Source organism: Sodalis sp. C49, assembly GCF_046352915.1.
In the GTDB taxonomy this organism is placed as follows: Bacteria; Pseudomonadota; Gammaproteobacteria; order Enterobacterales; family Enterobacteriaceae; genus Acerihabitans.
Genome location: NZ_CP163303.1, coordinates 4132400 through 4157550 on the forward strand (window position 1 = coordinate 4132400; position 25151 = coordinate 4157550).

Below are 25151 nucleotides of genomic sequence, written 5' to 3' on the forward strand. Positions count from 1 at the left end.
GCACAACGCATTCGTTACCCTTACGCTAACGATTGACCGCCGGGGTTAATTGATGAGCCCATCTTGACCGCCTTACACTCCCTCTACCGTTTATGACCACTGTCCCATGTTGCGACAGTTTATGAACCGAGGAGGTCAATAATGCCGCTTCATCAAGCGTCCCCCAGAGTCTGGGATACCCGCCGCACTGAAAAGAAACGCCGGCTGGAGCAGGTTCGCGCTATAGCCGACGGCAAGGTGTTGCCCACCGACGCCATTACCGCCGTGCTCGAAGCGCTGATCCTGCCCGGCGATCGGGTGGTGCTGGAAGGCAATAACCAGAAGCAGGCTGATTTTTTATCGCGCATGCTGGCGAAAGTCAGCCCGCAAAAAATCCACGATTTGCATATGATCATGCCCAGCGTCAGCCTGCCGGAGCATTTGGATCTGTTTGAGCAGGGCATTGCCCGCAAATTGGATTTTGCCTTTTCCGGCTCGCAAAGCCTGCGCATTTCTCAATTGCTGGAAGACGGGCAGTTGGAAATCGGCGCTATTCACACCTATATCGAGCTTTATGCCCGCCTGTTTGTCGATTTAGTGCCTAATGTCGCGCTGATTGCCGGTTTCAAGGCCGACCGCAAAGGCAACCTTTATACCGGCGCCAGCACCGAGGATACCCCGGCGCTGGTGGAAGCGACGGCGTTTAAGGACGGCATCGTTATCGCCCAGGTGAATGAACTGGTGGATGACGAAAATGATTTGCCGCGCGTCGATATTCCCGGCTCCTGGGTTGATTTTGTGGTGGTGGCGGACCGGCCGTTCTTTATCGAACCGTTGTTTACCCGCGATCCGCGTTTAATCAAGCCGGTACATGTGCTGATGGCGATGATGGCGATCAAAGGCATCTACGCCAAACACCAGGTGCAGTCCCTTAACCACGGCATCGGGTTTAATACCGCAGCCATTGAGCTATTGCTGCCGACTTACGGCGAGCAGTTGGGCCTGAAAGGCAAAATCTGCCGGCACTGGACCCTGAATCCCCATCCGACGCTGATCCCGGCCATTGAAAGCGGCTGGGTGGAAACGGTGCACTGTTTTGGCGGCGAATTAGGCATGGAAGAATATATCCGCGCCCGTCCGGACGTCTTTTTTACCGGCGCCGACGGTTCGATGCGCTCCAACCGCGCCTTCTGCCAGTTGGCCGGTCAATATGCCGTGGATATGTTTATCGGCTCCACCCTGCAGATCGACGGACTTGCCAATTCTTCCACCGTCACCCGCGGTCGGCTGTCCGGTTTCGGCGGCGCGCCGAATATGGGCCATGATCCTCACGGCCGGCGCCACGCCACCCCGGCCTGGCTGGATATGATCGAAGAGCCGGACCCGATGCTGCCCGGCCGCAAGCTGGTGGTGCAAATGGTGGAAACCTATCAGGCCGGCGCTAAACCGTCCTTTGTGGAAAAACTCGAGGCGGTGGAGGTCGGCAAAGGCGCCGGCATGCCGCTGGCGCCGGTAATGATTTACGGCCAGGACGTCACCCATGTGCTGACCGAGGAAGGCATCGCCTATCTCTACCGCGCGCGCTCGATGGAGGAGCGTCGGGCCATGGTGGCGGCGGTGGCCGGCATCACCGATATCGGCCTGGGCGTCGACGCCAAACGGGTGGACGATCTGCGCCGCCGCGAGCTGGTGGTTTATCCGGAAGATATGGGCATCCGTCGTTCCGACGCCAGCCGTTCCTTATTGGCCGCCGGCAGCATTGCCGACCTGGTCGAGTGGTCCGGCGGCTTATATCAACCCCCGGCTAAATTCCGGAGCTGGTAATGAACGCCTTGCCCTTAGGCCAGCCGTACGATGCCGAGGCGCGGGCCGCCGCCCTCGCGGCGCTTGCCGTAACGGCGTTGATCGAGGAAGCGCGACTTAGCCCGAAACCGGGCCTGGTGGACAGCCGCGGTCCCGGGGCGCATCAGGATTTGAGCCTGGCGCTGATGGAGCGCTCGGCGCATAGCCTGCGGCCGACATTTTACCGCCTGGCGCTGCACAGCTGGCAACGCCCGCCCGATATGGCGCTGCGCCAGGAAATCGGCCGGCTGGGGCGGATGGGCGAGCGGCATATGATGAGCGCCACCGGCGGCGTCAATACCCATCGCGGCGCGATCTGGGCGTTGGGATTACTGGTCAGCGCCAGCGCCATGCTGGGGGGCCGGGGGACGGCGGCGGACATCGCCGCCCACGCGGCGCGGCTGGCCGTACTGCCCGACGCCGCGCAGCCGAAAAGCTTCAGCAAGGGGCAGCGGGCCACGCAGCGCTATCAGGTTCCCGGCGCGCGCGAAGAGGCCATCGGCGGATTTCCCCATATCACCGACCGGGCGTTGCCGCAGCTGCGGCGCAGCCGGCTGGCGGGCGCCGGTGAGCCGCAGGCCCGGCTGGACGCGTTAATGGCCATTATGACCACCCTGACCGATACCTGCGTGCTGAGCCGGGGCGGCATGGCGGCGCTTGCCGCCATGCACCGGGGCGCGGCGGCGGTATTGGCGGCGGGCGGCACCGGCAGTCCGGCCGGACGCGCGGCGCTGGCCGCGCTCGAGCGGCGCATGCTGGCGGATAACGCCTCGCCGGGCGGCGCGGCCGACCTGCTGGCGGCCACGTTTTTCCTCGATTGGGTTAGCGCCTGATCATCTACATCATCAAGAGGATGTTATGGAACGAATCGAACTGCATTTTCCTGCCGGCGACGCCTTGCCCGCCAAGGCCTTGGCCGGCGTGGTGGGCTCCGGCGATCTGGAGGCGATATACCAACCGGCCCCGGGCCGGTCGCTGCGCGTGATTATTACCTCGTCGGTGGAGGGCGGCGGACAGCGCTGGCAACATCTGTTCGAACGGGTCGGCAACGCGCGCGCCTTGCCGGGCGGACGCCTGGATATCAATGATTTTGGCGCCACGCCGGGCGTGGCCCGTCTTAGGATCGAACAGGTTTTCGAGGAGGCCAGCCATGTCTGAACGCACCAGTTTTATTGAATTGGGCGCCCGGCAGCGCGCCCGCGCCATGCTTGACGAAGGCAGTTTCCGCGAACTGCTGGGCCCTTATGAGCACATCACCTCGCCGTGGCTTGAACCGCAGGGCATTGTCCCGCAGGCGGACGATGGCATGGTGGTGGCCCGTGGAACCATCGAGGGCAAGCCCGCCGTGGCGGTCGCCATTGAGGGCGCTTTCCAGGGCGGCAGCATGGGCGAGGTGTCCGGCGCTAAAATGGCCGCGGCCCTGGAGCTGGCGGCGGAAGACAACCGCAACGGCATTCCCACCCAGGCGGTGCTGATGCTGGAAACCGGCGGGGTGCGCCTGCAGGAGGCCAACCTGGGCCTGGCCGCCATCGCCGATATCCATGCCGCGATTGTCGATTTGCGGCGCTATACGCCGGTTATCGGTATCGTGGCGGGCACCGTGGGCTGCTTCGGCGGCATGTCCATTGCCGCCGCGCTGTGCAGCCGGCTGATCGTCACCCGCGAAGCGCGCCTGGGGCTGAACGGCCCGCAGGTGATTGAGCAGGAGGCGGGCATCGAGGAATACGATTCCCGCGATCGGCCGTTTATCTGGAGCCTCACCGGCGGCGAAACGCGTTACCAGTCCGGGTTTGTCGACGCGCTGGTGGCGGATTCCGTGGCGGACGTGAAGCAGGCCGCGCTGGCCTTCCTGCGCCAGGGCGTGCCCGCCCGGCTGCGTACCGACGACTACCGCGCCTACCTGGATCGCCTCAATCAATTCGATACCCGTAAACAAGTGGATAAGCAGCAGGTACTGGCGCTGTTTACCCGGGAGGATCGCCTATGAACAGCACCTATCTGAGCCGGGGAGATTATTGGTTCTCCCTGCTGACCGACGGCGCGCGCCAACGCCAGGGCCAATGCGCCTCGGTAAAAGTCGCCGACGGCACCCTTAACGATCGGCCGGTGCGCTACGTCGCCGTGGTGCCGGATGCCGGCAATCATTATCCGCGCGCGGCGCGCGGCGAAGTGGGTCTACTGGAGGGCTGGACGCTGGGGGAAGTGGTGGCGGAGGCCATAGCACAGGATCGGGATAACGCGGTTAAACGCGCCATCGTGGCGGTGGTGGATGTGCCGAGCCAGGCCTACGGCCGCCGCGAGGAAGCCTTTGGCATCCACCAGGCGCTGGCGGGGGCCGCCGCGGCTTATGCCCAGGCGCGTCTGGCCGGTCACCCGGTGATTGCGCTGATTGTCGGTAAAGCCATGTCCGGCGCGTTCCTGGCCCACGGGTATCAGGCCAATGCGCTGATCGCCTTTAACGATCCGGCGGTGATGGTCCATGCCATGGGCAAAGAATCCGCCGCGCGCATTACCCTGCGCTCGGTGGACGCGCTGGAAAAACTGGCCAAGACCATCCCGCCGATGGCCTACGACATCAACAATTACGCCACGCTCGGCCTGCTGGCGCAGCTGATGGATATCCGCGATCCCGATCGGGCCGGCGATGACGATCTGGCCCGGGTGCGCGCCGCGCTCTCACAGGCCATTGACCAGGCGCTGAAGCAGGGCACCGGCCTGGCCAACCGGCTGGGCGCGGAAAACCGGCGCAGCTCTGTGCTTGTCAGGGAACGCATGCGCCAGGAATGGTAGCCACGAACCAGCACCGGTAACACATCTGCCGTCCCCCCGGCGGCCGGCGTAAGCGGGGATAGCGTTAGCGCTATCCTGGTCCGCCGCGCGCCGCCGGCGGGGAACGTATCATAAAAAACACATCGCGCCGGTGCTGGCCATTTAATTTATTTCTTAATTTCAGGCGGTTATATGACCTATATTATTATTCATGCCCTGGCGCCAATCTTTGTGATTATGCTGCTGGGCTATTATGCCGGCAAGGCGAAAATGGTGGTGAACTCCAACGTTTCATTGCTTAACGTTTTTGTTATGGACTTCGCGCTGCCCGCGGCCCTGTTCAGCGCCACGGTGCAAACGTCCTGGCACGGCATTATCTCGCAGTCGCCGTTGATCCTGCTGCTGGTGCTGTCCATGTGGATTGCGTATGCCGCGCTGTATTTTATCTGCACCCTGGGCTTTAAGAAATCCCCCCAGGACGCCGCGGTGTTAACCCTGACGGTGGCCTTGCCGAACTATGCCGCCCTGGGCCTGCCGATTTTAGGTAGCGTGCTGGGTGAAACCCCGGGAACCTCTTTATCGGTGGCGGTCTCCATCGCCTGCGGTTCGGTACTGATGACGCCGTTCTGCCTGCTGATCCTGGAACGTGAAAAGGCGCGCGCCGGCGGTGAAAACCAAAAATCCACGCTGATGCTGCTGCCGGTGCTGATGTGGCGCTCGGTGACCAAACCCATCGTCTGGGGACCGCTGCTGGGGGTGTTGCTCTCGGCCATTGGGATCAAAATGCCGGATATCGTGCTGGCGTCGATCAAGCCCCTGGGCCTGGCCGCCACCGCTTCGGCGCTGTTTTTGACCGGGGTGATCCTCTCCGCGCGCCAGTTGAAGATTAACGCGCCGGTGCTGCTCTCGTGCGTAACGAAAAACCTGGTGCAGCCGTTTATTACCTGGGGACTGCTGTACCTGTTCGGCATCACCGGCACGGTGGCGATTACCGCGGTGCTGATGGTGGCGCTGTCGGCGGGCTTTTTTGGCATCGTGTTCGGCAACCGTTTCGGCGTGCAGTCGCCGGATGCCGAGGCGACGTTATTGATAAGCTCCGTACTCTGTATCCTGACCCTGCCGCTGTTTATCTCATTGACCGCCGGCCTGTAGCCGGCAGGAGCAAGACCATGCCAATGCCCCGGCCGCACGATCTGTTATGGATTGATAATCCGCAGCGGCTTATCTGGCGCCAGGCCGTGCCCGCCTGGGCGGCGGCGGGGCTGGCGGCGCTGCCGCTGGTCGTGCGGCGCGACAGCGATCCCAGCGGGGATCGGGTGCCGGTCGGCCTGCGCGGGGCGTTGCGCTCGCAGCGCGCCGCGGCCTGGGTGCCGGCGGACGCCGTTACCCGTGTCGTTACCCCCGAGATGCTGATCGAGCGGTTATTATCCGCCGCCACCCCCGATGCCCAGGCCTTGCCGGTAATGCGCGCGCTGCGCCTGCTGGCGGCGAAGCACTGGCCGTGGCCGTGGGGCGTCACCGGCAGCTGCGGTTATATGCTGGCCACCGGTTTACCGGTCAGCCGGCCGGATAGCGATCTGGATTTGCTGATTCGTTGCCCACATCCGGCGGCGCACGGGGACTTTACCCCATTGCTGAACCTGTTGCCGTCGTTGCCCTGCCGGACCGATATTCAGCTGGAGACGCCGCAGGGCGGCTGCGCGCTGACGGAATGGTTGCGCGGCGGCAGGGTGATGGTCAAGACCGCGCGCGGTCCCATCCTGACGGACAATCCCTGGGATAGCGGCCATGCGCACCCTACTGGAACATAATGCCCTATGAAAATGTTACTGACCTTTCCCGGCCAGGGGCCGCAGGTCCCCGGCATGTTGCACCAGCTACCCGACGATGGCGACACCCGCCGCCTGCTGGACCGCGCGTCGGCCATCCTGGGCGAGCCGGTGCTTGATCTCGATAGCGGCGACGCGCTGCGCGCCACGCGCGCCGTGCAGATATGCCTGTTTATCGCGGGGGTGGTCTATGCCCGGCAAATCCTGCGCGCCGGCGTACAGGTGGATTATACCAGCGGATTATCCATCGGCGCCTTTCCGGCGGCGGTCATCGCCGGGGCGCTGGAGTTCGAGGCGGGGCTGCGGCTGGTGGCCCTGCGCGGCGAGCTGATGGAGCAGGCCTATCCTGACGGCTACGGCCTGTCGGCCATCAGCGGCCTGCTCCAGCCGCAGCTTGAGCGTATTATCGCCCGGGTGCATCGGCCGGATAATCCGGTATACCTGGCCAATCTTAACGCCGAGGATCAGTTTGTCATCGCGGGCAGCGAGGCGGCGATGGCGCAAACCTGCGCGCTGTGCCGTGAACAGGGCGCGGGGCGCACCCAGCGCCTGGCGGTCAGCGTGCCGTCGCACTGCGAATTACTCAGCGAACCGGCGCGTCGACTGGCCGCCGCCATGGCCGGGGTCGCGCTCAGGCGTCCGGACATCGGGTACCTGAGCGGCAGCACCGGCCGCGTTTTATGGCAGCCGGACCGCATCGCCGAGGATCTGGCGCTGAATATGGCGCGGCCGGTGCACTGGCGCGACGCCATGATCAGCGCCTATGAGCGCGACGTGCGCCTGGCGGTGGAAATGCCGCCGGGCGCGGTACTCACCGGCCTGACCAAGCGCGTGATGGCGCAGGGCGAGGCCATTGCCTTCAGCCAGAATCCGCTGTCGCTGATTACGGCGCTGGCCGGGCGGTTGACGCGGCGTTAAGCGGCCCGCCGCCGATGTCGCCGTGATCGCGCGCGTACATGCGGCCTTCCGCCACCAACGCCAGCATATCGGGGTCATGCTCGCGGCTGCGGGCAAATACCAGGGCGATGGTCTGGCGCATTTGATACGGGGCGGACAGCGTCATCAGGCGCACCGAATGTTCATAAATACGCTTCATGCGGCCCGGCAGCAGGGTATAACCCACTCCCGCCTGCACCAGGTTGATCATCGAGAAAATATCATTGACCCGGGTAACGATCTGCGGCTCGAATCCGGCGATATGGAACGCTTCCTGGAAACCATGATACGTGGCGAATCCTTCGGTGAGCGAAACAAATTTTTCGTGTTTGAAATCGCGCAGATCCGCCGGTCCCGTGGCATACAGCCGGGACGAGGCCGGCGCGGCGAGGTAAATGTCATCAATAAACAGCGGCAGGGTCTCGAAGCGGGCGGGGTCGATCTGCGTATCGCTGATGGAAATCAGGATAGCGTCCAGCTGCTGATCCTCAAGCTTCACCAGCAGATCCTGATTGGATCCCATCAGCAGTTCCAGCTCCAGCTCCGGGCGCCGCAGTTTTAAGCCCATAATCAGCCGCGGGATGGTATCGAGGGTCAGGGAGTACATGGTGCCCAGTTTCAGCCGGCCCTGGCCGATACCGCCGCATTTGCGGGTTTCCTCAATGCCCTTGCGCATCAGGTCCGAGACCTCGCGGGCATACTCGGCCAGGGTCTCGGCGGCCGGCAGCGGTGAAAGATTACGTCCCTGGTGGATAAACAGCGGGCAGCGTACGCCTTCTTCCAGGGTATGCAGGGCGCGATGGACGCTGACGGTGCTGAGCCCCAGCAGATCGGCGGTGCGGCTGATGTTGCGCTTATCCATAAATGCCAGGAAAATCTCAAGCTTACGGAAAGTGATATCGTTATCGATCATAACAGGGGTCCCATCCCGACGGGAAAAGTGTTCGGCACGGGCGGCCCCGAAACCGGTCGCGTGGAGTCAGGCGAGGGTTTCCAGCCAGAAGAATTGATACGGCGCCAGGCTCAGCGGGGTATCGCCCGTCAATAACCGATAATTTACCACGTCCCGGTAGCGTCCCGGCGGTAAAGTGCAGGTCATGGTTTTGGCGCTGAGGTTAAAAACGCACAAAATGGCCTGCCGGGCGGCGCGGCGGTAAAAAGCAAACAGCGCGTTATCCCATTCCAGCACCTCCATGGCGGCATCCGGATGAAAGGCCGGCTGTCCGCGGCGCCGTTGGATCACATCGCTGAGATGATGAAATACCCGCGAGCGCAGCGAGGTTTCGTCCGCGAGCGCCGCTTCGATAGCCTTCAGCGGATATTTTTCCCGGTTCACCGCGCGGTTGTAGCCGGCGGCCTTTACCCCCTCGTAATCATTGCGCGAGCCGAGGATGCTTTGGATATACACCGCCGGTACGCCGGGAAACGCCAGCAGAATGGCGTGCGCCAGCAAAAAACGCGCCAGGCGCGTATCGTCGGTGTCCTGGCGCCGGTTAAGGGCATCAAGAAAGGTGACGTTGATTTCATAAGGACTGGTGGTGCCGTCGGTATTTTGTTTATAGGACACCAGCGCCCCCTCGGATTCCAGATCGCGCACCAGGCTGTTGATTTCCACTTCAGGCAGGATGCCGCGCAGCGGGTTCATGCCGATGCCGTCGTGGGAGGCGAGGAAATTGAAAAAGGTGATGTGGGGATTGCTGGTGTCAAGGGTTGCCGCCCACTGGCGCAGGGCGCGGCTGCTGCCGTTATGGATGGCGTGCAGCACCAGGGGCGGCAGCGGGAACTGATAGACCATTTGCGCCTCGTCCCGCCCATTGCCGAAATAGCTGATGTTATCTTTATGCGGCACGTTGGTTTCGGTAATGATCACCGTGCCGGGCGCCACTTCGTCAACGATGGCGCGCATCAGCTTGACCAGCAGATGGGTCTTGGGCAGGTGGATGCAGCGCGTGCCGATTTCCTTCCACAGATAGCCCACCGCGTCGAGGCGGATGTAATCCGCCCCCTGCGTCAGGTAATGCAGCAAGACCCCGATAATGCTTATCAGCACGTGGGGATCGGCAAAGTTAAGATCAACCTGATCGGCGCTGAAGGTGGTCCACAGATAGCGGGTTTCCCCCTCCTTCATGGTAAAGGGCGTCAACAGCGGCGAGGTGCGCGGGCGGGTCACGGTGCTTAAATCAGTGGCGGGCGGCACGTTGATAAAAAAGTTTTCAAACCCCGTTTGCTGTTCCCGGTAGCCCGCCAGCCATTTGCTGTGCGCGGAAATATGATTGCAGACGAAATCGAACATCAGCCGGGTGGATTGATTCAGCCGGCTGATATGCTGCCAACTGCCGACGATGGGATTGACCTGATGGTAGTCGATGACCGAAAAACCGTCGTCCGACGAATAGGGATAAAACGGCAACAGGTGCACCAGGTTAAACGTGTCCTGGAGCCGCTGTTCAAAAAAGGTGGTCAGGGTCGCCAGGGTGGGTTGTTCCGCTTCCATAAACTGATCGGCATAGGTAATCAGCACGACGTCCTGCTCATCCCAGTGTAATTTGCGTGGCTGCTGTTGCGTCGATTTGGCAAAGCTGATTTTACTCTTGATGGTGTCCAGCTGCGCCTGGGTCAGGGATGAGGCGTAAATCTCTTCAAGTAAATGGGTAATGGCTTCCATCATGGCACCTTGTAAAAGTGACGACGTCCTGAAACAGCATGACCGTGGCGTTGACGCCATGTTGTCAATGTAGCCATTCGCAAGAAAAGCGCAAACCCTGTTATTTCTTCTTATGACGCCCCCGCCGGCGATATTGGCCGCGACGGGTCGATAAATAACCCGATTAACAGCGGGTTAGGGTCTTGGCGGTCCGTGCGCCGCCGGAGAGGGGGAAACACATTTGCGGAGCAGTCCGATACGCTGCGGCGCGGAGCGGGGGGGGGGAGGGGCGGCGCCGGGAAGGTTAATCCCGCCGTGGCGTCAGCCGGTAAACCGGCGTTCGGCAACCGCCGCCCTGGGGACAGTGCCGGCACCCGGCAGGCAGGTCGGCTCCCGCCGCGACGCGCAGGCGTTCAGCCTTGCCCATCATCACCAGTTGTTCAAGCATGGCCTGCGTCATGGCGGCGGACAGATTGAGCTGCGCGCTTAACTGGCGAGCGTCGGCCTGGCCCCGGAGCGCCAGGGCATCGCGTAATCGCAACAGATCGGCCATCGGCGGCGCGCCTTAATGACAACCGCCGCCGGTTGGCGTGGCGCAGCGCGCGCATCCTCCGTCCGGCGGCAGGGAAACGTCAAATCGGCGGCGCATCAGGTAAAGCGTTGCGATAAACACCATGTTGAACAGCAGGACCACGCCAATACAAAGGGCGCTATAGGCCGGGTGCGCGGTGAATGTCGCCGCCTGGTAAAACAGGGTGGCCAGGGAATAAGCGACGTTAACGCCCCAGACGATGGACAGCGTCATCCAGCCCCGGCTGCTTTCACGGGCGATGGCGCCCATCACCGACACGCAGGGAACATACAGCAGCACAAAAATCAGGTAACTGTAGGCGGCAACGGCGTTGCCGAATTTTCCGGCCATCACGCCCATGGAGCGCCCGTTCATCTCGCCGTCGCCTTTGCTGGCCTCGATCGGATTGGCCAGCACGCTGAGGCTGAAGGTGTCTTTCAGGTTGCGCCACGTTTCGGCCAGCGCACCGGTCAATTCCGCCGCCAGATCAAAACGCTGAGGGTCGAAGGGCGAGGCGGCGATATGTTCGGCGGTGTATAGGGTATTCAACGTGCCGACCACCACTTCCTTGGCCATGGCGCCGGTCACCAGGCCCACCGTCGCCTGCCAGTTATCCGCGTGAACGCCCATCGGCGCCAGCAGCGGCGTCAGCACTTTGCTGACCGACGCCAGCGCCGAGTCGTTAATATCATCCACCGCCGCGCCGCGCAGCGAAAAACTGTTGAGCGCGCCGATAAACATACTGGCGACGATAATCACTTTGCCCGCGCGCAGTACAAATCCCTGGAGCTTTTGCCAGGTTTGCAACAGCAGGCTTTTGAGATGCGGCACGTGGTACACCGGCAGCTCCATGATAAACGGCATGGCCTCGCCACGCATGATGGTGTGCTTGAGCATCAGTCCGGTCAGCACCGCGACGACAATGCCGAGCAGATAGAGCGAAAAGACCACCGTCGCCCCCTCCTGGCCGAAAAACGCCGCGGCAAACACCGCGAAAATCGCCAGCCGGGCACCGCAGGACATAAAGGGCGCCATCATGATGGTCATCAGGCGTTCGCGGTGTGCATCCAGCGTGCGCGCCCCCATCACCGCGGGGACGTTGCAGCCGAAGCCGACAATCAGCGGCACGAAGGATTTGCCCGGCAGCCCGAGCGCTTGCATCATCCGGTCCATGACAAACGCCGCGCGCGCCATGTAGCCGGAATCCTCGAGGAAAGAGAGAAACAGATACATCATGCCGATTTGCGGAATCAGCGGCAGCACCGTATTAATGCCGCCGCCAACGCCCTGGGCCAGGAACACCGTCAGCCAGCGCGGAAACGCCAGCGTATGCCCGAGCCATTGGGCGCCGTCGACAAACAGGGCGGCGGATCCGATGTCAAACAGCGGCTGCAGCGCGCCGCCGACATTGATGGCCAGCAGGAACATCAGGTACATGACAAAAAAGAAGATGGGCACCCCGAGCCAGCGGTTAAGCACCACGGCGTCAAGCCTGGCGGTCATGGCGTTTGCCGCCGTCAGATGGCCGTTGCTGGCCGCCGTGCAGATCGCGGCGATGCCGCGATAACGGGCATCGGCGATCAGCAGCGACGGATCGTCCGCCAGGGTGGCCGTCATCCGGTCTAGCTGACCGGCCGCGGCGCTGAAGCGGGCGCGGGCGTAAACATCCCCCTCCAGCAGTTGCAGCGCCAGCCAGCGGCGCTGGACCCTGGGCAGTTCGGCCGGCAGCATGGGCAGTAAATGCCGCACCGCCCGCAGGATATCCGCCGGATAGGGCGCCTGGAACGGTTCCCTCGGCCGCGCTCCCAGGGTTATCGCCTGTTTTAACGCGCCGATGCCCCTGGCGCGGGTGGAGACCAGCGGCACCACCGGGCAACCGAGCCGCCGTGACAGCATGGGGATATCAATGACCACCCGCTGATTTTCGGCGATATCCAGCATGTTCAACGCCAGGATGCAAGGAATGCCCAGCTCGAGGATCTGCAGGGTCAGGTACAGGTTGCGCTCAAGATTGGAGGCGTCGACCACATTCACCAGCACGTCGGCTTCCCCGCTGAATATAAAACGACAGGCTATTTGCTCGTCAAGCGAGGATTGCGGCGACAGGGTGGTTAATGAATAAGTGCCCGGTAAATCAATTACCGCCACCTGATGGCCAGCGCTGACAAAAAAGCCCTCTTTACGTTCAACCGTGACGCCGGCCCAATTGCCGACCCGCTGGTGCGCGCCGGTTAATTGATTAAATAACGTGGTTTTGCCGGCGTTCGGATTACCGATTAAACCAATGCTGAGCTTTTTCATAGCCTGTAAATATCCATAAACAGAAATGATCCCTATATCGGGCGAACCGCGTTCGGCGTCAGGAGCAGGGGACGGCTGGCCGGGTCAGGCCTGGACGGCCAGTTTCAGCTGGGAGAGATCCTTCCTGCGCACCGCCAGCTGCATCCGGCGTGTCTCTATCTGGATCGGATCGCCCAGCGGCGCCACGCGGATGACCTGGAAAGAGGCGCCGGGCAGCATGCCCAGCGACAATAGCTTTTGCCGGTATGCCGGGCTTATCTCTGCGGCATAGCCGATAATTTCATAATGGTGGTGGGGTAACAGCTGCATATAACCTTCTTAAACAATTCACGTACTGCTCTTTGAATAAAGCCTGCGCCCAATAAAAAACGCTTTTTTTGATTTTATGTCCCTGTTTTAACATCAATGGCTCGCATTGGCAAATGAAACTTATTCGTAAATAGATTCGCGCAGGCAGGAATACATTAATTGAAATAATAATTATTATTTCAAAATAATATTAATGCATTATTAATATAATATATTTGTTGAGTGTTTTTTTGGCGGTCACGTTATTTTAAGCGGGATTAACGTTATGAATGTTGATGTGATGAAATAAGAATGTTAAACCGGAGCTTCATTAATAGCGGCGCGATGTTTTGCGCCGCACGCCGGTAATCAGCGCCGGCATTGACTCGCGCGCCGGCACCGCGGGGAGAGTGATGACCTCAGCGTTTTTTGCCGAGCGCGGCCGCCAGTGCATCGCCTAGCACGCTGTTGCCGGCGGCGGACGGGCTGCCGGGGCGGGGTTTGGCCGCCGGACGCGCAGGCGCGTCGCGCCGTTTATCGCCGCCGCCGTCGCGACGGCTTGAGGTTTCGCCGGGCTGCTCGTCCAGGCGCATGGTCAGGGCGATACGCTTGCGCGGCAAATCCACGTCCATCACTTTCACCTTGACGATATCCCCGGCCTTGACCACTTTATGCGGGTCCTCGACAAAGCTCGCCGACAGGGAGGAGATATGCACCAACCCGTCCTGATGCACGCCGATATCCACGAACGCGCCGAAGTTGGTGACATTGGTGACGGTGCCTTCCAGTATCATGCCCAGGGTTAAATCCTGCAGGGTTTCCACACCCTCGGCGAACGTAGCGGTCTTGAATTCCGGCCGCGGATCGCGTCCCGGTTTTTCCAGTTCCCGGATAATATCGGTCACCGTGGGCAGGCCGACGCGCTCATCGGTAAAGCGAACCGGGTCGATGCCGCGCAGCGCGCCCGCGTTGCCCAGCAGCTTGTCAAGGGTAAGCTCGGTGGCCTTGAGGATGCGCTCTACCACCGGATAGCTTTCCGGATGCACGGTGGAGGCGTCCAGCGGATTGTCGCCATGGTTGATGCGCAGGAACCCGGCGCATTGTTCAAAGGCTTTCGGCCCGAGCCGGCCCACTTTCAGCAACTGGCTGCGATCGCGGAAACGGCCGTTTTCATCGCGCCAGTTCACGATATTCTGCGCCATCATGCGCGTCAGTCCCGCCACCCGGGTCAACAGCGGCACCGAGGCGGTATTCAGATCCACGCCGACGGCGTTCACGCAGTCCTCCACCACCGTATCGAGCTTTTTCGCCAGCAGGCTTTGGCTGACGTCATGCTGATACTGGCCGACGCCGATGGATTTCGGGTCGATCTTGACCAGTTCCGCCAGCGGATCCTGCAACCGGCGGGCGATGGACACCGCGCCGCGCAGCGAGACGTCCAGGTCGGGGAATTCCAGCGCCGCCAGCTCCGAGGCGGAATAGACCGATGCCCCGGCCTCGCTGACAATCACCTTCTGCGCGGTGACCTTGGGGAACTGTTCCTTGACCAGGGCGAAAAAGCGTTCGGTTTCCCGGGACGCGGTGCCGTTGCCGATGGCCACCAGTTCCACCTGATGCTTCAGGCACAGGGCCGCCACCGCCGCCACGGCTTTTGCCGTCTGGCCGGTATGAGGATAGATGGTATCGGTGGCCACCAGCTTGCCGGTGGCGTCCACCACCGCCACCTTGACGCCGGTGCGCAGCCCCGGATCCAGTCCCATGGTCGGACGCAGGCCCGCCGGCGCGGCCATCATCAGGTCGTGCATATTGCGGGCAAAGACCTGGATGGCCTCTTCTTCGGCTTTTTCGCGGATGCTGCCCATCAGTTCGGTTTCCAGGTGCAGCAGGATCTTGATGCGCCAGGTCCAGTTAATCACCGCCCGGCGCCAGGCGTCGCCCGGGGCCTGATTGAGGCGCACCTGCAAGTGATCGATAATCATCTGCTCGCAGTGGCTTTCACGCGGCGGCTCGTCCGAATGCGGATCGGCATTCAGCGAAAGTTGCAAAATACCCTCGTTACGGCCGCGGAACATAGCCAGGGCACGGTGGGAGGGCACCTGCGCCAGCGGCTCGTGATGGGCAAAATAATCGCGGAACTTGGCGCCTTCCTCTTCTTTGCCGGCAATCACGCTGGCCACGAGATGGGCGTTTTTCCATAGGTAATGGCGGATTTTCGCCAGCAGCGCCGCGTCTTCGGCAAAACGCTCCATCAGGATATAACGCGCGCCGTCCAGCGCCGCCTTGACATCGGCCACGCCTTTTTCGGCGTCGACATACGCCGCGGCCACGTCTTCCGGCTGCCGGCTGGCATCCCGCCATAGGGTCTCGGCCAGGGGTTCGAGGCCGGCCTCAAGGGCGATTTGCCCGCGCGTGCGGCGTTTGAGCTTGTAGGGCAGGTAGAGATCCTCGAGTTCGGTTTTGCTCAGCGTGCCGTTGATAGCCGTCGCCAGCTGTTCGGTCAGCTTGCCCTGATCGTCTATGGCTTTCAGAATTGTCTGGCGCCGTTCCTCAAGCTCGCGCAGGTAACCAAGGCGGGTTTCCAGCTGGCGCAACTGGGTATCGTCCAGGCCGCCGGTGACCTCTTTACGATAGCGCGAGATAAAAGGCACGGTATTGCCTTCGTCCAGCAGGCGGATAGCGGCGTCGACCTGCTCCGGGCGGGCCTTCAGCTCGGCGGCAATGAGGCGATTCAAAGGATCATTCATCATTCTGTTTTGTTCGTCATCACGTTATGGGTTACTTATGCAGTGGACAGTTATACGTATTGCGCCGCCAAAATGCCAGTCATCTGATGGATGCGGGCGCGGTAAGCGGCGAAAATTGCGCGATTGTTCAAGAAGCCGCGGCCGGGGCGCGGGGATGGGCGCCGGCGCAGCGTCGCGAGGCGGCGGTCTATGGTATATTTCCCGGGTACGGCTTCTCACATTTGCTAAACGGTCACGATGAAAACCAATCTAATTACCCGTCAGGGCTATCGGGAACTCCAGGAAGAGTTAGATCACCTCTGGAAGCACTATCGTCCCGAAATTACCGAAAAGGTGTCCTGGGCCGCCAGTCTTGGCGATCGCAGCGAAAACGCCGATTATCATTACAACAAAAAGATCCTGCGTGAAATCGATCGCCGGGTGCGCTATTTGCGCCGGGTACTAAAAGAAGCGCGGGTCGTGGATTATTCGCCGCAGCAGGAAGGCCGGGTATTTTTCGGCGCCTGGGTGGAGGTGGAAAATGATCAGGGTGAGCGGCTCCGCTTCCGCATTGCCGGGCCGGATGAAATCTTCAAGCACAAATCTTATATTTCCATTGATTCCCCCATGGCGCGGGCTTTAATCAAAAAAGCGGTGGACGATGAAGCGGTGGTCGCCACGCCCACCGGTTTAAAAACCTGGTATGTGAATAAAATTTCTTATCAGGAACCGTTGGGAGAATAAATGAAATATGCGAAATATAAGGCCGCTAAGGTTTACTTTGCCAGGGGTAAAGTGAACAATCATCCTACCCGGTCGGTTTAATTATCGTCATGCCGGCATTTGTGGATAAATACCGGTAAAGACCGGCGATGATCGTCATAAAGCGCGTTTTTTTGCCGAATATGTGGATAACTACGTATTTCCATATGCTTTGTAACAATTTTGCTTAGAATATACACCTGAAACCGCTGTCAGTGCCTTACAGGTTTCTGAACAATACGCTTACGGGCGTATCGCCTTTGGGAGAGAGAACAATGCAAGAGAATTACAAGATTCTGGTCGTGGACGATGATATGCGTTTAAGGGCCCTGCTGGAGCGTTATTTAACCGAACAGGGATTCCAGGTGCGCAGCGTCGCCAATGCCGAGCAGATGGATCGCCTGCTGACGCGCGAGTCCTTCCATCTGATGGTGCTGGACCTGATGCTGCCGGGCGAGGATGGCCTGTCCATTTGCCGCCGGCTGCGCAGCCAGAGCAATCCGATGCCGATCATTATGGTCACGGCCAAAGGCGAAGAGGTGGATCGGATCGTCGGTCTGGAAATCGGCGCTGACGACTATATTCCCAAGCCCTTTAATCCCCGCGAGCTACTGGCGCGCATCCGCGCGGTGCTCAGGCGCCAGGCCAATGAGCTGCCGGGCGCGCCTTCGCAGGAAGAGGCGATTATCGCCTTCGGTAAATTCAAGCTGAATCTCGGCACCCGCGAGATGTTCCGCGAGGATGAGCCCATGCCGTTGACCAGCGGCGAATTCGCGGTACTTAAGGCGCTGGTAAGCCATCCCCGCGAGCCGTTATCGCGCGATAAGCTGATGAACCTGGCCCGTGGCCGGGAGTACAGCGCCATGGAGCGCTCCATAGACGTGCAGATTTCCCGCCTGCGCCGTATGGTCGAGGAAGACCCCGCCCACCCGCGCTATATCCAGACCGTTTGGGGTTTGGGATACGTATTCGTGCCGGACGGCAGTAAAGCATGAGGCGATGGCGCTTCTCTCCGCGCAGTTCTTTTGCACGGAGTCTGTTGTTAATCGTTACCCTGCTGTTCGTCAGCCTGGTGACGACCTATCTTGTGGTACTGAATTTCGCGATATTACCCAGCCTGCAGCAGTTCAATAAAGTGCTGGCGTACGAAGTGCGCATGCTGATGACCGACCGTCTGCAGCTTGAGGACGGTACGCTGCTTGAAGTCCCGCCGGCGTTCCGGCGCGAGATTTACCGGGAGTTGGGCATTTCCCTTTATACCAATGCAGCGGCCGAGGACAGCGGGCTGCGGTGGGCGCAGCATTATGAGTTCCTCAGCCAGCAGATGGCGCAGCAGCTCGGCGGCCCCACCGATGTGCGGGTGGAGGTCACCAAGAATTCGCCGGTGGTCTGGCTGAAGACCTGGCTGTCGCCGGATATCTGGGTGCGCATTCCGTTAACAGAAATCCATCAGGGCGATTTTTCGCCTTTATTCCGCTATACCCTGGCCATTATGCTGCTGGCAATAGGCGGCGCCTGGTTGTTTATCCGGATGCAGAACCGTCCGCTGGTGGACCTGGAGCACGCCGCGCTGCAGGTGGGCAAAGGCATTATACCGCCGCCGCTGCGGGAATACGGCGCCTCGGAGGTGCGTTCGGTCACCCGGGCGTTTAACCAGATGACCTCCGGCGTCAAGATGCTGGCCGACGATCGGACCCTGCTGATGGCCGGCGTCAGCCACGATTTGCGCACGCCGTTGACGCGTATCCGCCTGGCCACCGAGATGATGAATGCCGAGGATGGTTATCTGGCCGAGTCGATCAATAAGGATATTGAAGAATGTAACGCCATTATCGAGCAGTTTATCGATTATCTGCGTACCGGGCAGGAGATGCAGACCGAGATGGCGGATCTGAACGGCATCCTGGCGGAAGTGGTGGCGGCTGAAAGCGGTTATGAACGTATTATCGAAACCGCGCTGTTCGATGATGAGCTGATTGTTAACGTGAATCCGCTGTCGATTAAACGGGCGGCGGTGAATATGGTGGTTAACGCAGCCCGTTACGGTAACGGCTGGATCCGCGTGAACAGCGGGCGGGACGCGCACCGGGTTTGGTTTGAGGTGGAGGACGATGGGCCGGGCATCGAACCTTCGCAGCTGAAATATCTGTTCCAGCCCTTCGTGCGCGGGGACAGCGCGCGCAGCACCAGCGGCACCGGGCTGGGGCTGGCTATTGTGCAGCGTATTGTCGACGCCCACGACGGTACGCTGGATATCGGCAGCAGCGAGCGCGGCGGCCTGCGTATTCGCGCGTACCTGCCGTTGCCTGTGAATGCGCATGACGTTCCCGTCGTGACCTCGGTAAAGAAAACGGCGTAATCCCGCCGCGGCAACGACCGCGGGGCAAAAAAAAGCCTCCGTTACGCGGAGGCATGATGTGGACTGGCAAGCGCCGGATTTAAGCCCGGTGTCAGCGGGCTTAGCGCGCCATGGGGCGCTCTGGCGGCCAGGAAAACCATGGCCGCTTCGACCCCATCGGCACGCTCTCCCTTGAACACGTCTGCTTTAGGTTCGGCGTTGGCGGGCCTAGCATGCCATGGGGCGCTCTGGCGGCCAGGAAAACCATGGCCGCTTCGACCCCATTGGCACGCTCTCCCTTGAACACGTCTGCTTTAGGTTCGGCGTTGGCGGGCCTAGCATGCCATGGGGCGCTCTGGCGGCCAGGAAAACCATGGCCGCTTCGACCCCATTGGCACGCTCTCCCTTGAACACGTCTGCTTTAGGTTCGGCGTTGGCGGGCCTAGCATGCCATGGGGCGCTTTGGCGGCCAGGAAAACCATGGCCGCTTCGACCCCATTGGCACGCTCTCCCTTGAACACGTCTGCTTTAGGTTCGGCGTTGGCGGGCCTAGCATGCCATGGGGCGCTTTGGCGGCCAGGAAAACCATGGCCGCTTCGACCCCATCGGCACGCTCTCCCTTTAACACGCCGGTTTTACGTCCGGTGTCAGTGGGCTTACCGCGCCGGGGTTTAGCCCGGCGCCGGGGTGCTTACAGCTTCGGTCCCGCTTTAACCAGCGCCTTGCCTGCCGGCGTGTCGGTGTATTTATCAAAATTGGTGATAAACCGTTTCGCCAGGTCGTCGGCCTTTTCCTGCCACAGACCGGGTTCGGCGTAGGTATGGCGCGGGTCGAGAATCTGGCTGTCGACGCCGGCCAGCGTCATCGGCACCGCCAGGTTGAATACCGGTAGCGTGAGGGTTTCCGCATCGTCGATAGCGCCGCTCAGGATCGCGTCGATAATGGCGCGGGTATTTTTGATGGAAATGCGTTTACCGGTGCCGTTCCAGCCGGTATTCACCAGATAGGCCTTGGCGCCGGCGGCGTTCATGCGTTTGGCCAGTACCTCCGCGTACTGGGTCGGGTGCAGCGACAGGAACGCCGCGCCGAAGCAGGCCGAGAAAGTGGGGGTCGGCGCGGTGATGCCGCGTTCGGTGCCGGCAAGCTTGGCGGTAAAGCCGGACAGGAAGTGATATTGCGCCTGTTCCACCGTCAGTCTGGCCACCGGCGGCAGTACCCCGAAGGCGTCGGCGGTCAGGAAGATGACCCTGGACGCATGGCCCGCTTTCGATACCGGTTTGACGATATTCTCAATATGGTAGATAGGGTATGAGACGCGGGTATTTTCGGTTTTGCTGCCGTCGTCAAAGTCTACGCTGCCGTCGGCCCGGACAACCACGTTTTCCAGCAGGGCGTCGCGGCGGATAGCGTGGAAAATTTCCGGCTCGGCTTCCTCCGACAGATGGATGGTCTTGGCGTAGCAGCCGCCCTCGAAGTTAAAGACGCCGTCGTCGTCCCAGCCGTGCTCATCGTCGCCGATAAGCCGGCGGTGCGGATCGGTGGACAGCGTGGTTTTGCCGGTGCCCGACAGGCCAAAGAAAATGGCGACATCTTCGGCGGCGCCGACATTGGCCGAGCAGTGCATCGAGGCGATGCCTTTTAACGGCAGCAGGTAGTTCATGATCGAGAACATGCCTTTTTTCATTTCGCCGCCGTACCAGGTGCCGCCAATCAGCTGCATCCGCTCCGTCAGGTTAAAGGCGATAAAGTTTTCCGAGTGCATGCCCTGCTGTTGCCAGTCGGGATTGGTGCATTTGGCCCCGTTCATGACCACGAAATCAGGTTTGAAGTCCCGCAGTTCCTCTTCATCGGGGCGGATAAACATGTTTTTGACGAAGTGCGCCTGCCAGGCCACCTCGGTGATAAAGCGTACCTTTAACCGGCTGTTTTCATTGGCGCCGCAAAACGCATCCACGATAAACAGGCGTTTGCCCGACAGCTGGTTGCCGACGAGTTGTTTCAGGTGGCTCCAGGTCTCCTGACTGAGCGGATGATTGTCGTTGTTGCCTTTACCCTGATCCGACCACCAGACGGTATCGCGCGTTACGTCGTCGCGCACCAGGTATTTGTCCTTCGGCGAGCGGCCGGTAAAGATACCGGTATCGACGGCCACGGCGCCGGTGCGGGTGACGGTGCCGCGCTCAAATCCTTGCAGTGAATCGGCGGTTTCTTCCTGGAACAATAAGGCAAAATCCGGGTTGTAAATCACCTCGCTACAGTTAGTAATGCCATAGCCGACCAGGTCTTGCGCGTTGATACCATGACTTGCCATATGACGACTCCTTAGCTTTAAATTATTACCTGTAGCGATTGTAAGGGTTACCCAGTGGATCACCGAGAGGTAGGTCATGAAATAACCGACGTCAGCAAGTTTTACACTGTATTGGGAGCTGACGCATAAATAAAGCTTCAGCATGCGCTACCATAGGCAAGTCTATCTGTCCTGTGCCCGCCGGCGCCTATCTCAGTGTAATTGTGTCTCAGGGCCCGTGCGGTCTGACTTTATCGCCGCGACATCCCCGGCGGTAAAGACATAATGACTACCGCAGAAATCACAATGCATGTCGATGGTTTCGTCCTGATCGAGCATTTCATCAAGCTCATGCTCCGGCAGCGTCAGCAGCGCGTCAGCACAACGCTGCCGGGAGCAGGTGCAAAGAAAACGGACGTCCTGGGCGGGGTAAAGCGATACCTTATCCTGATGATAGAGGCGATATAACACGTCATCGGCCGGCAGGGTGAACAGCTCTTCCGCCTTGACTGTGGCGGTCAACTGCGCCAGGCGGTCAAAGTCGTCGTGGCTGGCATCGCGCGCGGGCAGCACCTGTAGCAGCATACCGGCGGCCGCGACCTGGCCGTTGGCTTCGCCGGTGCGGATAAACAGGCGGGTCAGCAGCTGTTCAGACTGCAGGAAGTAGTTTTCCAGGCAATCGGCCAGGTGTTCTCCTTCCAGGCCCACCACGCCCTGGTAACGCTCGCCCTCATCCGGGGTGAGCGTAATGACCAGGTAGCCGTTGCCGACCATTTGTCTGAGCGTGCTGTTTTCGGCGATGTCGCCGTCGATGCGCGCCACGCCGCGCATATTCTGCTGGTGATCGCCGTTAATGACCACCAGGCGCAGCGGCCCGTCGCCCTGCAGTTGCACGGTAATCTCGCCGCTGAATTTCAGCGTAGCGGTCAGCAGGCTGGTGACCACCAGCATTTCCCCCAGCAGGTTTTTGACGCTGGGCGGGTAATCATGCTGGCCCAGGACCTGCCGGTAGGTATCATGCAATGAAACCAGTTCACCGCGCACGGCATAATCTTCAAATAAATAACGGTGTAGCTGGTCGTGAATGGCCATAATTCTCTCTCTTGCCGGTGGCGGCGGGCTTATTCCCCCGACTCGCCATATTTAAATTTAATCAGGTTGCGGCGCTCTTTTTTATCCGGCCGCCGGTCCGGGTGGGTCACGTTCTGGGCATTGATTTTGCGCGCGGCGGCCAGCTTTTCGCGTTTGGCCACGCTTTGCGCCGTTTCCTGGTAGAACAGTTGCGCTTCGCTGGCGGGCCGGCGCTGTACCGTTAGGGTAAGCGCCACCACGGTGCGCTCGTCATCACCCTGGCGCAGGGTGATCTCCGCGCCGCTCTCCATGATTTTGCCGGGTTTGGTGCGCTGTCCGTTGTAATGGACTTTGCCGCCTTCCACCATTTCCCGGGCGATGGCGCGGGTTTTGTAAAATCGTGCCGCCCAAAGCCATTTATCAAGGCGGACGGCCTCTTCCTGTCCGCCTTTGTCCTTATCCTGGTTTTTCATCGTGCCTCCTGTGTGCTGGCCGGGAACGGGCGCTTTTTCAGTACCCGGTCCGCCGGGTGGATGCCGCGCTGGTGTGCCGCCGGTATCAGGATACATTAGGGTATTATACCAGTCGTTGGCGGATGACATGCAAATTCCGTGCGCATGACGCGCGGGGCAAACCGGGGCGCCGCGGGTTAACGCAGCGTTTTTAATGCCACGGTGGGCAGGTGGGTATTAAAACAGCTTTCATAATAACGCTGAATATCCTGGGCGCGATGCCGGCTTTTGCCCAGGCGGCGGATCAGCAGTACGGCGTTGACCAATGCGATGATAATCAACAGGAAAAGCAGTACGCTGGTGCCAAGGTAGCGCCAGACGGTGATGACATCGGGTTCGCTGTGCAGCGAAATATGGCGGGTGCCGTTGGCGTCGACGGTGATATTGGTAATGACGCCCTGGGCGCGGAACGGCGTGTGCAGCAGCATGGCGGAGAGGCGCTGCAGTTCATGCCATTGCGCCAGCCCGGTGTAATCATATAAGGAACTGGCCGGCAATGGATGATCCACCAGTAATTTTCCCTCGTCGCTGTGGATCAGGAATCCGCCCGGCGGGGGACTGTTAAGGGCATTGGTCGCCTGGCGGGTCTCTCCGGTGAAAATGGACGAGGTGGCGCTGGTCACCAGGTTTTGCAGCGTTTCCGCGCTGACCGGGCGCAGCAGGACGTTGACGCCTTTGAGCGTGCCGTTGCGCGCCCGCTTCACAAGCGAAGGCCAATCCCGGCCGTTGGCCAGGTTGACCAGCGCGGTTTTCAGCCGGCCGCAGGCGCTGTCGTCATGGCAAAGGTCCTGCGTTTTCAGCACGATGTCCGCAAAATCATCCAGCAGTATCATGCCCGATTTCTGGATGGCGGTCGCCAGGCCTGGATTGATCTTGGGATCGTTATCCAACTGGGGGTGCAGTTGGGTATTGACGGTATTGAGCAATAATACCGCCTTATCCACCGTGTCGGACTCCGGCAAAGGCAGCGGTTCGGCGTTATTCCAATAAATGCTGGAACAGTCGAAAGGGACAAACGGTTCCCGGGCATCCGCGGGCAGGGCGGTATTGATATAGCACATGCCCGAGCCCTGGGCGTGCAGCGTATCGCCGATGCGCAGCTGCGCCTGCGCCAGCGTATTGACATCCACCGCCTGGATATTCTGCGCGCCTTTTAACCAGGCGGTGCTCAGCGTCAGCGGCAAGGTCAGCGGCACGTAGATCAGCAGCAGGCACAGGATTAGGGCCGAGCTGCACAGCAATACCAGGTTGCCGCCAAAGCGCTGGAGCGGGAAATGCCTCATTTCGTCGTGCAGGGACAGATATTTCCCCTGGCGCACCACCTGGCGGTTGACGTAGATATCGACATCGGTCTTTTTGCCCATATCATGGCCGATAAAAGGCAGCCAGTGGGGCGGGTAGTTCAGGTCGATAATGCCGAACGAGATGGTGCTGATGCGGCTTTGGTCAGATTCCCCGAACAGGCCCCAGCGCTTGGGCGTGCCGCGCAGGCAGTGCACATCCCGCAGCGCGCTCTCGGCCGGCCGGCGCAACAGCCGCCAGCCGCCCCAGCCCATCAGCACGCCGGCGACGGCCACCAGCCATGGCACGGCCAGCACCGGCGCCAGCAGGCTGACAAACAGCAATAATAGCGCCACGCTCAGCAAGGCGGCCTCATAGATGCCCTTTGGCCGGCTGAGCGCATATTCCTCGGGGGTTTCCTTGCGGATGTTAAGCAATTCGACCTGCTCGGTTTCCTGCTCGCGCATGGACGAGTTCGGTACTAACTGCGGCGGGCTGGGCGCTTGCGGGTCGGCGGACATGTAATCCACCAGCGAGTGGCCGTTGAGCGCAATCACCAGGGGGATCCCGGCGGTTTTTATCAGTTCGACATGATTTTCGTCGGCAATATACTGTTCCCAGAGCGGGGGGAGATGCACTTCGGTACTGTCGAGGAAATAGCGCCACTTATGGGGCGCGTCGGTGGCCAAACCATAACGGGTGATGGCGTGGGTGACCGCATAGATATTCTCGCTTTGCGGGGTTAACGCCAGGGTCTCCGCCACCGGCGCGGGGGGCGAGGCCAGGGGCAAGCTATACTGGAGGTGTTTATTCAGCTGGAAATAGTGTTCGATGGCCTCGCGTTCCTGCGGGGCCAGTTTGCGGGGCAAGGGTTGCAGCGACGGCATGCGCTTTATCGGCGCGGGGATGTGGCGCCGGCGGTAGGCCCGGTAAGCGGATAACGCGATCGCACAGGTCAACAGTAAGGCCAATACAATGACTATTGTGCTCATGCCATCCCCATCGAAACACGAAA

The 25151-nt window shown here is 60.7% G+C and carries 21 protein-coding genes; 11 read left to right on the top strand and 10 right to left on the bottom strand.

Annotated features, from left to right (window positions below; translation table 11 throughout):
• Window positions 1-141 precede the first annotated feature (141 nt).
• The 8 genes from mdcA (at window position 142) to mdcH (ending at window position 7337) form a co-directional block, all read left to right on the top strand.
• Window positions 142-1803 carry a malonate decarboxylase subunit alpha gene (gene mdcA / locus ABUK12_RS18505; RefSeq protein ID WP_410013213.1) on the top strand — a complete coding sequence of 554 codons (1662 nt, stop codon included), beginning with the start codon at window positions 142-144 and terminating at the stop codon, window positions 1801-1803.
• Window positions 1803-2654 (top strand): triphosphoribosyl-dephospho-CoA synthase, encoded by an 852-nt coding sequence (locus tag ABUK12_RS18510; RefSeq protein WP_410013214.1) that lies wholly within the window; start codon window positions 1803-1805, stop codon window positions 2652-2654. The genes mdcA and ABUK12_RS18510 overlap by 1 nt, the downstream gene beginning before the upstream one ends.
• A gap of 25 nt (window positions 2655-2679) precedes the next feature.
• On the top strand, window positions 2680-2979 hold the full coding sequence (mdcC, locus tag ABUK12_RS18515) for a malonate decarboxylase acyl carrier protein (protein WP_410013215.1): 300 nt from the start codon (window positions 2680-2682) through the stop codon (window positions 2977-2979).
• Window positions 2972-3808 carry a biotin-independent malonate decarboxylase subunit beta gene (locus ABUK12_RS18520; protein WP_410013216.1) on the top strand — a complete coding sequence of 279 codons (837 nt, stop codon included), beginning with the start codon at window positions 2972-2974 and terminating at the stop codon, window positions 3806-3808. Before mdcC ends, ABUK12_RS18520 begins: the two co-directional genes overlap by 8 nt.
• The gene (mdcE, locus tag ABUK12_RS18525; RefSeq protein WP_410013217.1) at window positions 3805-4611 is read left to right on the top strand and encodes a biotin-independent malonate decarboxylase subunit gamma; all 807 of its coding nucleotides are present in this window, start codon (window positions 3805-3807) and stop codon (window positions 4609-4611) included. The genes ABUK12_RS18520 and mdcE overlap by 4 nt, the downstream gene beginning before the upstream one ends.
• A gap of 171 nt (window positions 4612-4782) precedes the next feature.
• Window positions 4783-5742, top strand: a complete 960-nt coding sequence (locus tag ABUK12_RS18530) for an AEC family transporter (protein WP_410013218.1) — start codon at window positions 4783-4785, stop codon at window positions 5740-5742.
• Between the two features lie 17 nt (window positions 5743-5759).
• The gene (locus ABUK12_RS18535; protein ID WP_410013219.1) at window positions 5760-6401 is read left to right on the top strand and encodes a malonate decarboxylase holo-ACP synthase; all 642 of its coding nucleotides are present in this window, start codon (window positions 5760-5762) and stop codon (window positions 6399-6401) included.
• A gap of 6 nt (window positions 6402-6407) precedes the next feature.
• Window positions 6408-7337 carry a malonate decarboxylase subunit epsilon gene (mdcH, locus tag ABUK12_RS18540; protein ID WP_410013220.1) on the top strand — a complete coding sequence of 310 codons (930 nt, stop codon included), beginning with the start codon at window positions 6408-6410 and terminating at the stop codon, window positions 7335-7337.
• Here mdcH and ABUK12_RS18545 read toward each other — a convergent pair.
• The 6 genes from ABUK12_RS18545 to ABUK12_RS18570 form a co-directional block, all read right to left on the bottom strand.
• Entirely contained in the window at window positions 7303-8268 is a 966-nt protein-coding gene (locus tag ABUK12_RS18545) for a LysR family transcriptional regulator (RefSeq protein WP_410013221.1), read from the bottom strand. The two genes, mdcH and ABUK12_RS18545, sit on opposite strands and share 35 nt — an antisense overlap.
• Window positions 8269-8334: 66 nt before the next feature.
• The gene (locus ABUK12_RS18550) at window positions 8335-10020 is read right to left on the bottom strand and encodes an alpha-amylase family glycosyl hydrolase (protein WP_410016708.1); all 1686 of its coding nucleotides are present in this window, start codon (window positions 10018-10020) and stop codon (window positions 8335-8337) included.
• Window positions 10021-10303: 283 nt separating this feature from the next.
• Window positions 10304-10552 (bottom strand): FeoC-like transcriptional regulator, encoded by a 249-nt coding sequence (locus ABUK12_RS18555; protein ID WP_410013222.1) that lies wholly within the window; start codon window positions 10550-10552, stop codon window positions 10304-10306.
• A 12-nt stretch (window positions 10553-10564) separates the two neighbouring features.
• Window positions 10565-12871 (bottom strand): Fe(2+) transporter permease subunit FeoB, encoded by a 2307-nt coding sequence (gene feoB, locus ABUK12_RS18560; RefSeq protein ID WP_410013223.1) that lies wholly within the window; start codon window positions 12869-12871, stop codon window positions 10565-10567.
• Between the two features lie 84 nt (window positions 12872-12955).
• Entirely contained in the window at window positions 12956-13180 is a 225-nt protein-coding gene (feoA, locus tag ABUK12_RS18565) for a ferrous iron transporter A (protein WP_410013224.1), read from the bottom strand.
• A gap of 398 nt (window positions 13181-13578) precedes the next feature.
• Window positions 13579-15903, bottom strand: a complete 2325-nt coding sequence (locus ABUK12_RS18570; RefSeq protein WP_410016709.1) for a Tex family protein — start codon at window positions 15901-15903, stop codon at window positions 13579-13581.
• Window positions 15904-16140: 237 nt separating this feature from the next.
• Here ABUK12_RS18570 and greB point away from each other — a divergent pair, with 237 nt between their 5' ends.
• The 3 genes from greB (at window position 16141) to envZ (ending at window position 19003) form a co-directional block, all read left to right on the top strand.
• Window positions 16141-16626, top strand: coding sequence for a transcription elongation factor GreB (gene greB, locus ABUK12_RS18575; protein WP_410013225.1), 486 nt, complete (start codon window positions 16141-16143; stop codon window positions 16624-16626).
• Window positions 16627-16919: 293 nt separating this feature from the next.
• Window positions 16920-17639, top strand: coding sequence for a two-component system response regulator OmpR (gene ompR / locus ABUK12_RS18580; protein ID WP_003853014.1), 720 nt, complete (start codon window positions 16920-16922; stop codon window positions 17637-17639).
• On the top strand, window positions 17636-19003 hold the full coding sequence (envZ, locus tag ABUK12_RS18585) for a two-component system sensor histidine kinase EnvZ (protein ID WP_410013226.1): 1368 nt from the start codon (window positions 17636-17638) through the stop codon (window positions 19001-19003). The genes ompR and envZ overlap by 4 nt, the downstream gene beginning before the upstream one ends.
• Before the next feature lie 670 nt (window positions 19004-19673).
• Here the strand turns inward: envZ and pckA are convergent.
• The 4 genes from pckA to ABUK12_RS18605 form a co-directional block, all read right to left on the bottom strand.
• On the bottom strand, window positions 19674-21293 hold the full coding sequence (gene pckA / locus ABUK12_RS18590) for a phosphoenolpyruvate carboxykinase (ATP) (RefSeq protein ID WP_410013227.1): 1620 nt from the start codon (window positions 21291-21293) through the stop codon (window positions 19674-19676).
• Between the two features lie 192 nt (window positions 21294-21485).
• Window positions 21486-22364, bottom strand: coding sequence for an Hsp33 family molecular chaperone HslO (gene hslO / locus ABUK12_RS18595; protein ID WP_410013228.1), 879 nt, complete (start codon window positions 22362-22364; stop codon window positions 21486-21488).
• Between the two features lie 29 nt (window positions 22365-22393).
• Window positions 22394-22816 carry a ribosome-associated heat shock protein Hsp15 gene (hslR, locus tag ABUK12_RS18600; protein ID WP_410013229.1) on the bottom strand — a complete coding sequence of 141 codons (423 nt, stop codon included), beginning with the start codon at window positions 22814-22816 and terminating at the stop codon, window positions 22394-22396.
• 176 nt (window positions 22817-22992) lie between these two features.
• Window positions 22993-25128: an IgaA/UmoB family intracellular growth attenuator gene (locus tag ABUK12_RS18605; RefSeq protein WP_410013230.1), complete on the bottom strand. Its 2136-nt coding sequence runs from the start codon at window positions 25126-25128 to the stop codon at window positions 22993-22995.
• Window positions 25129-25151: the final 23 nt, after the last annotated feature.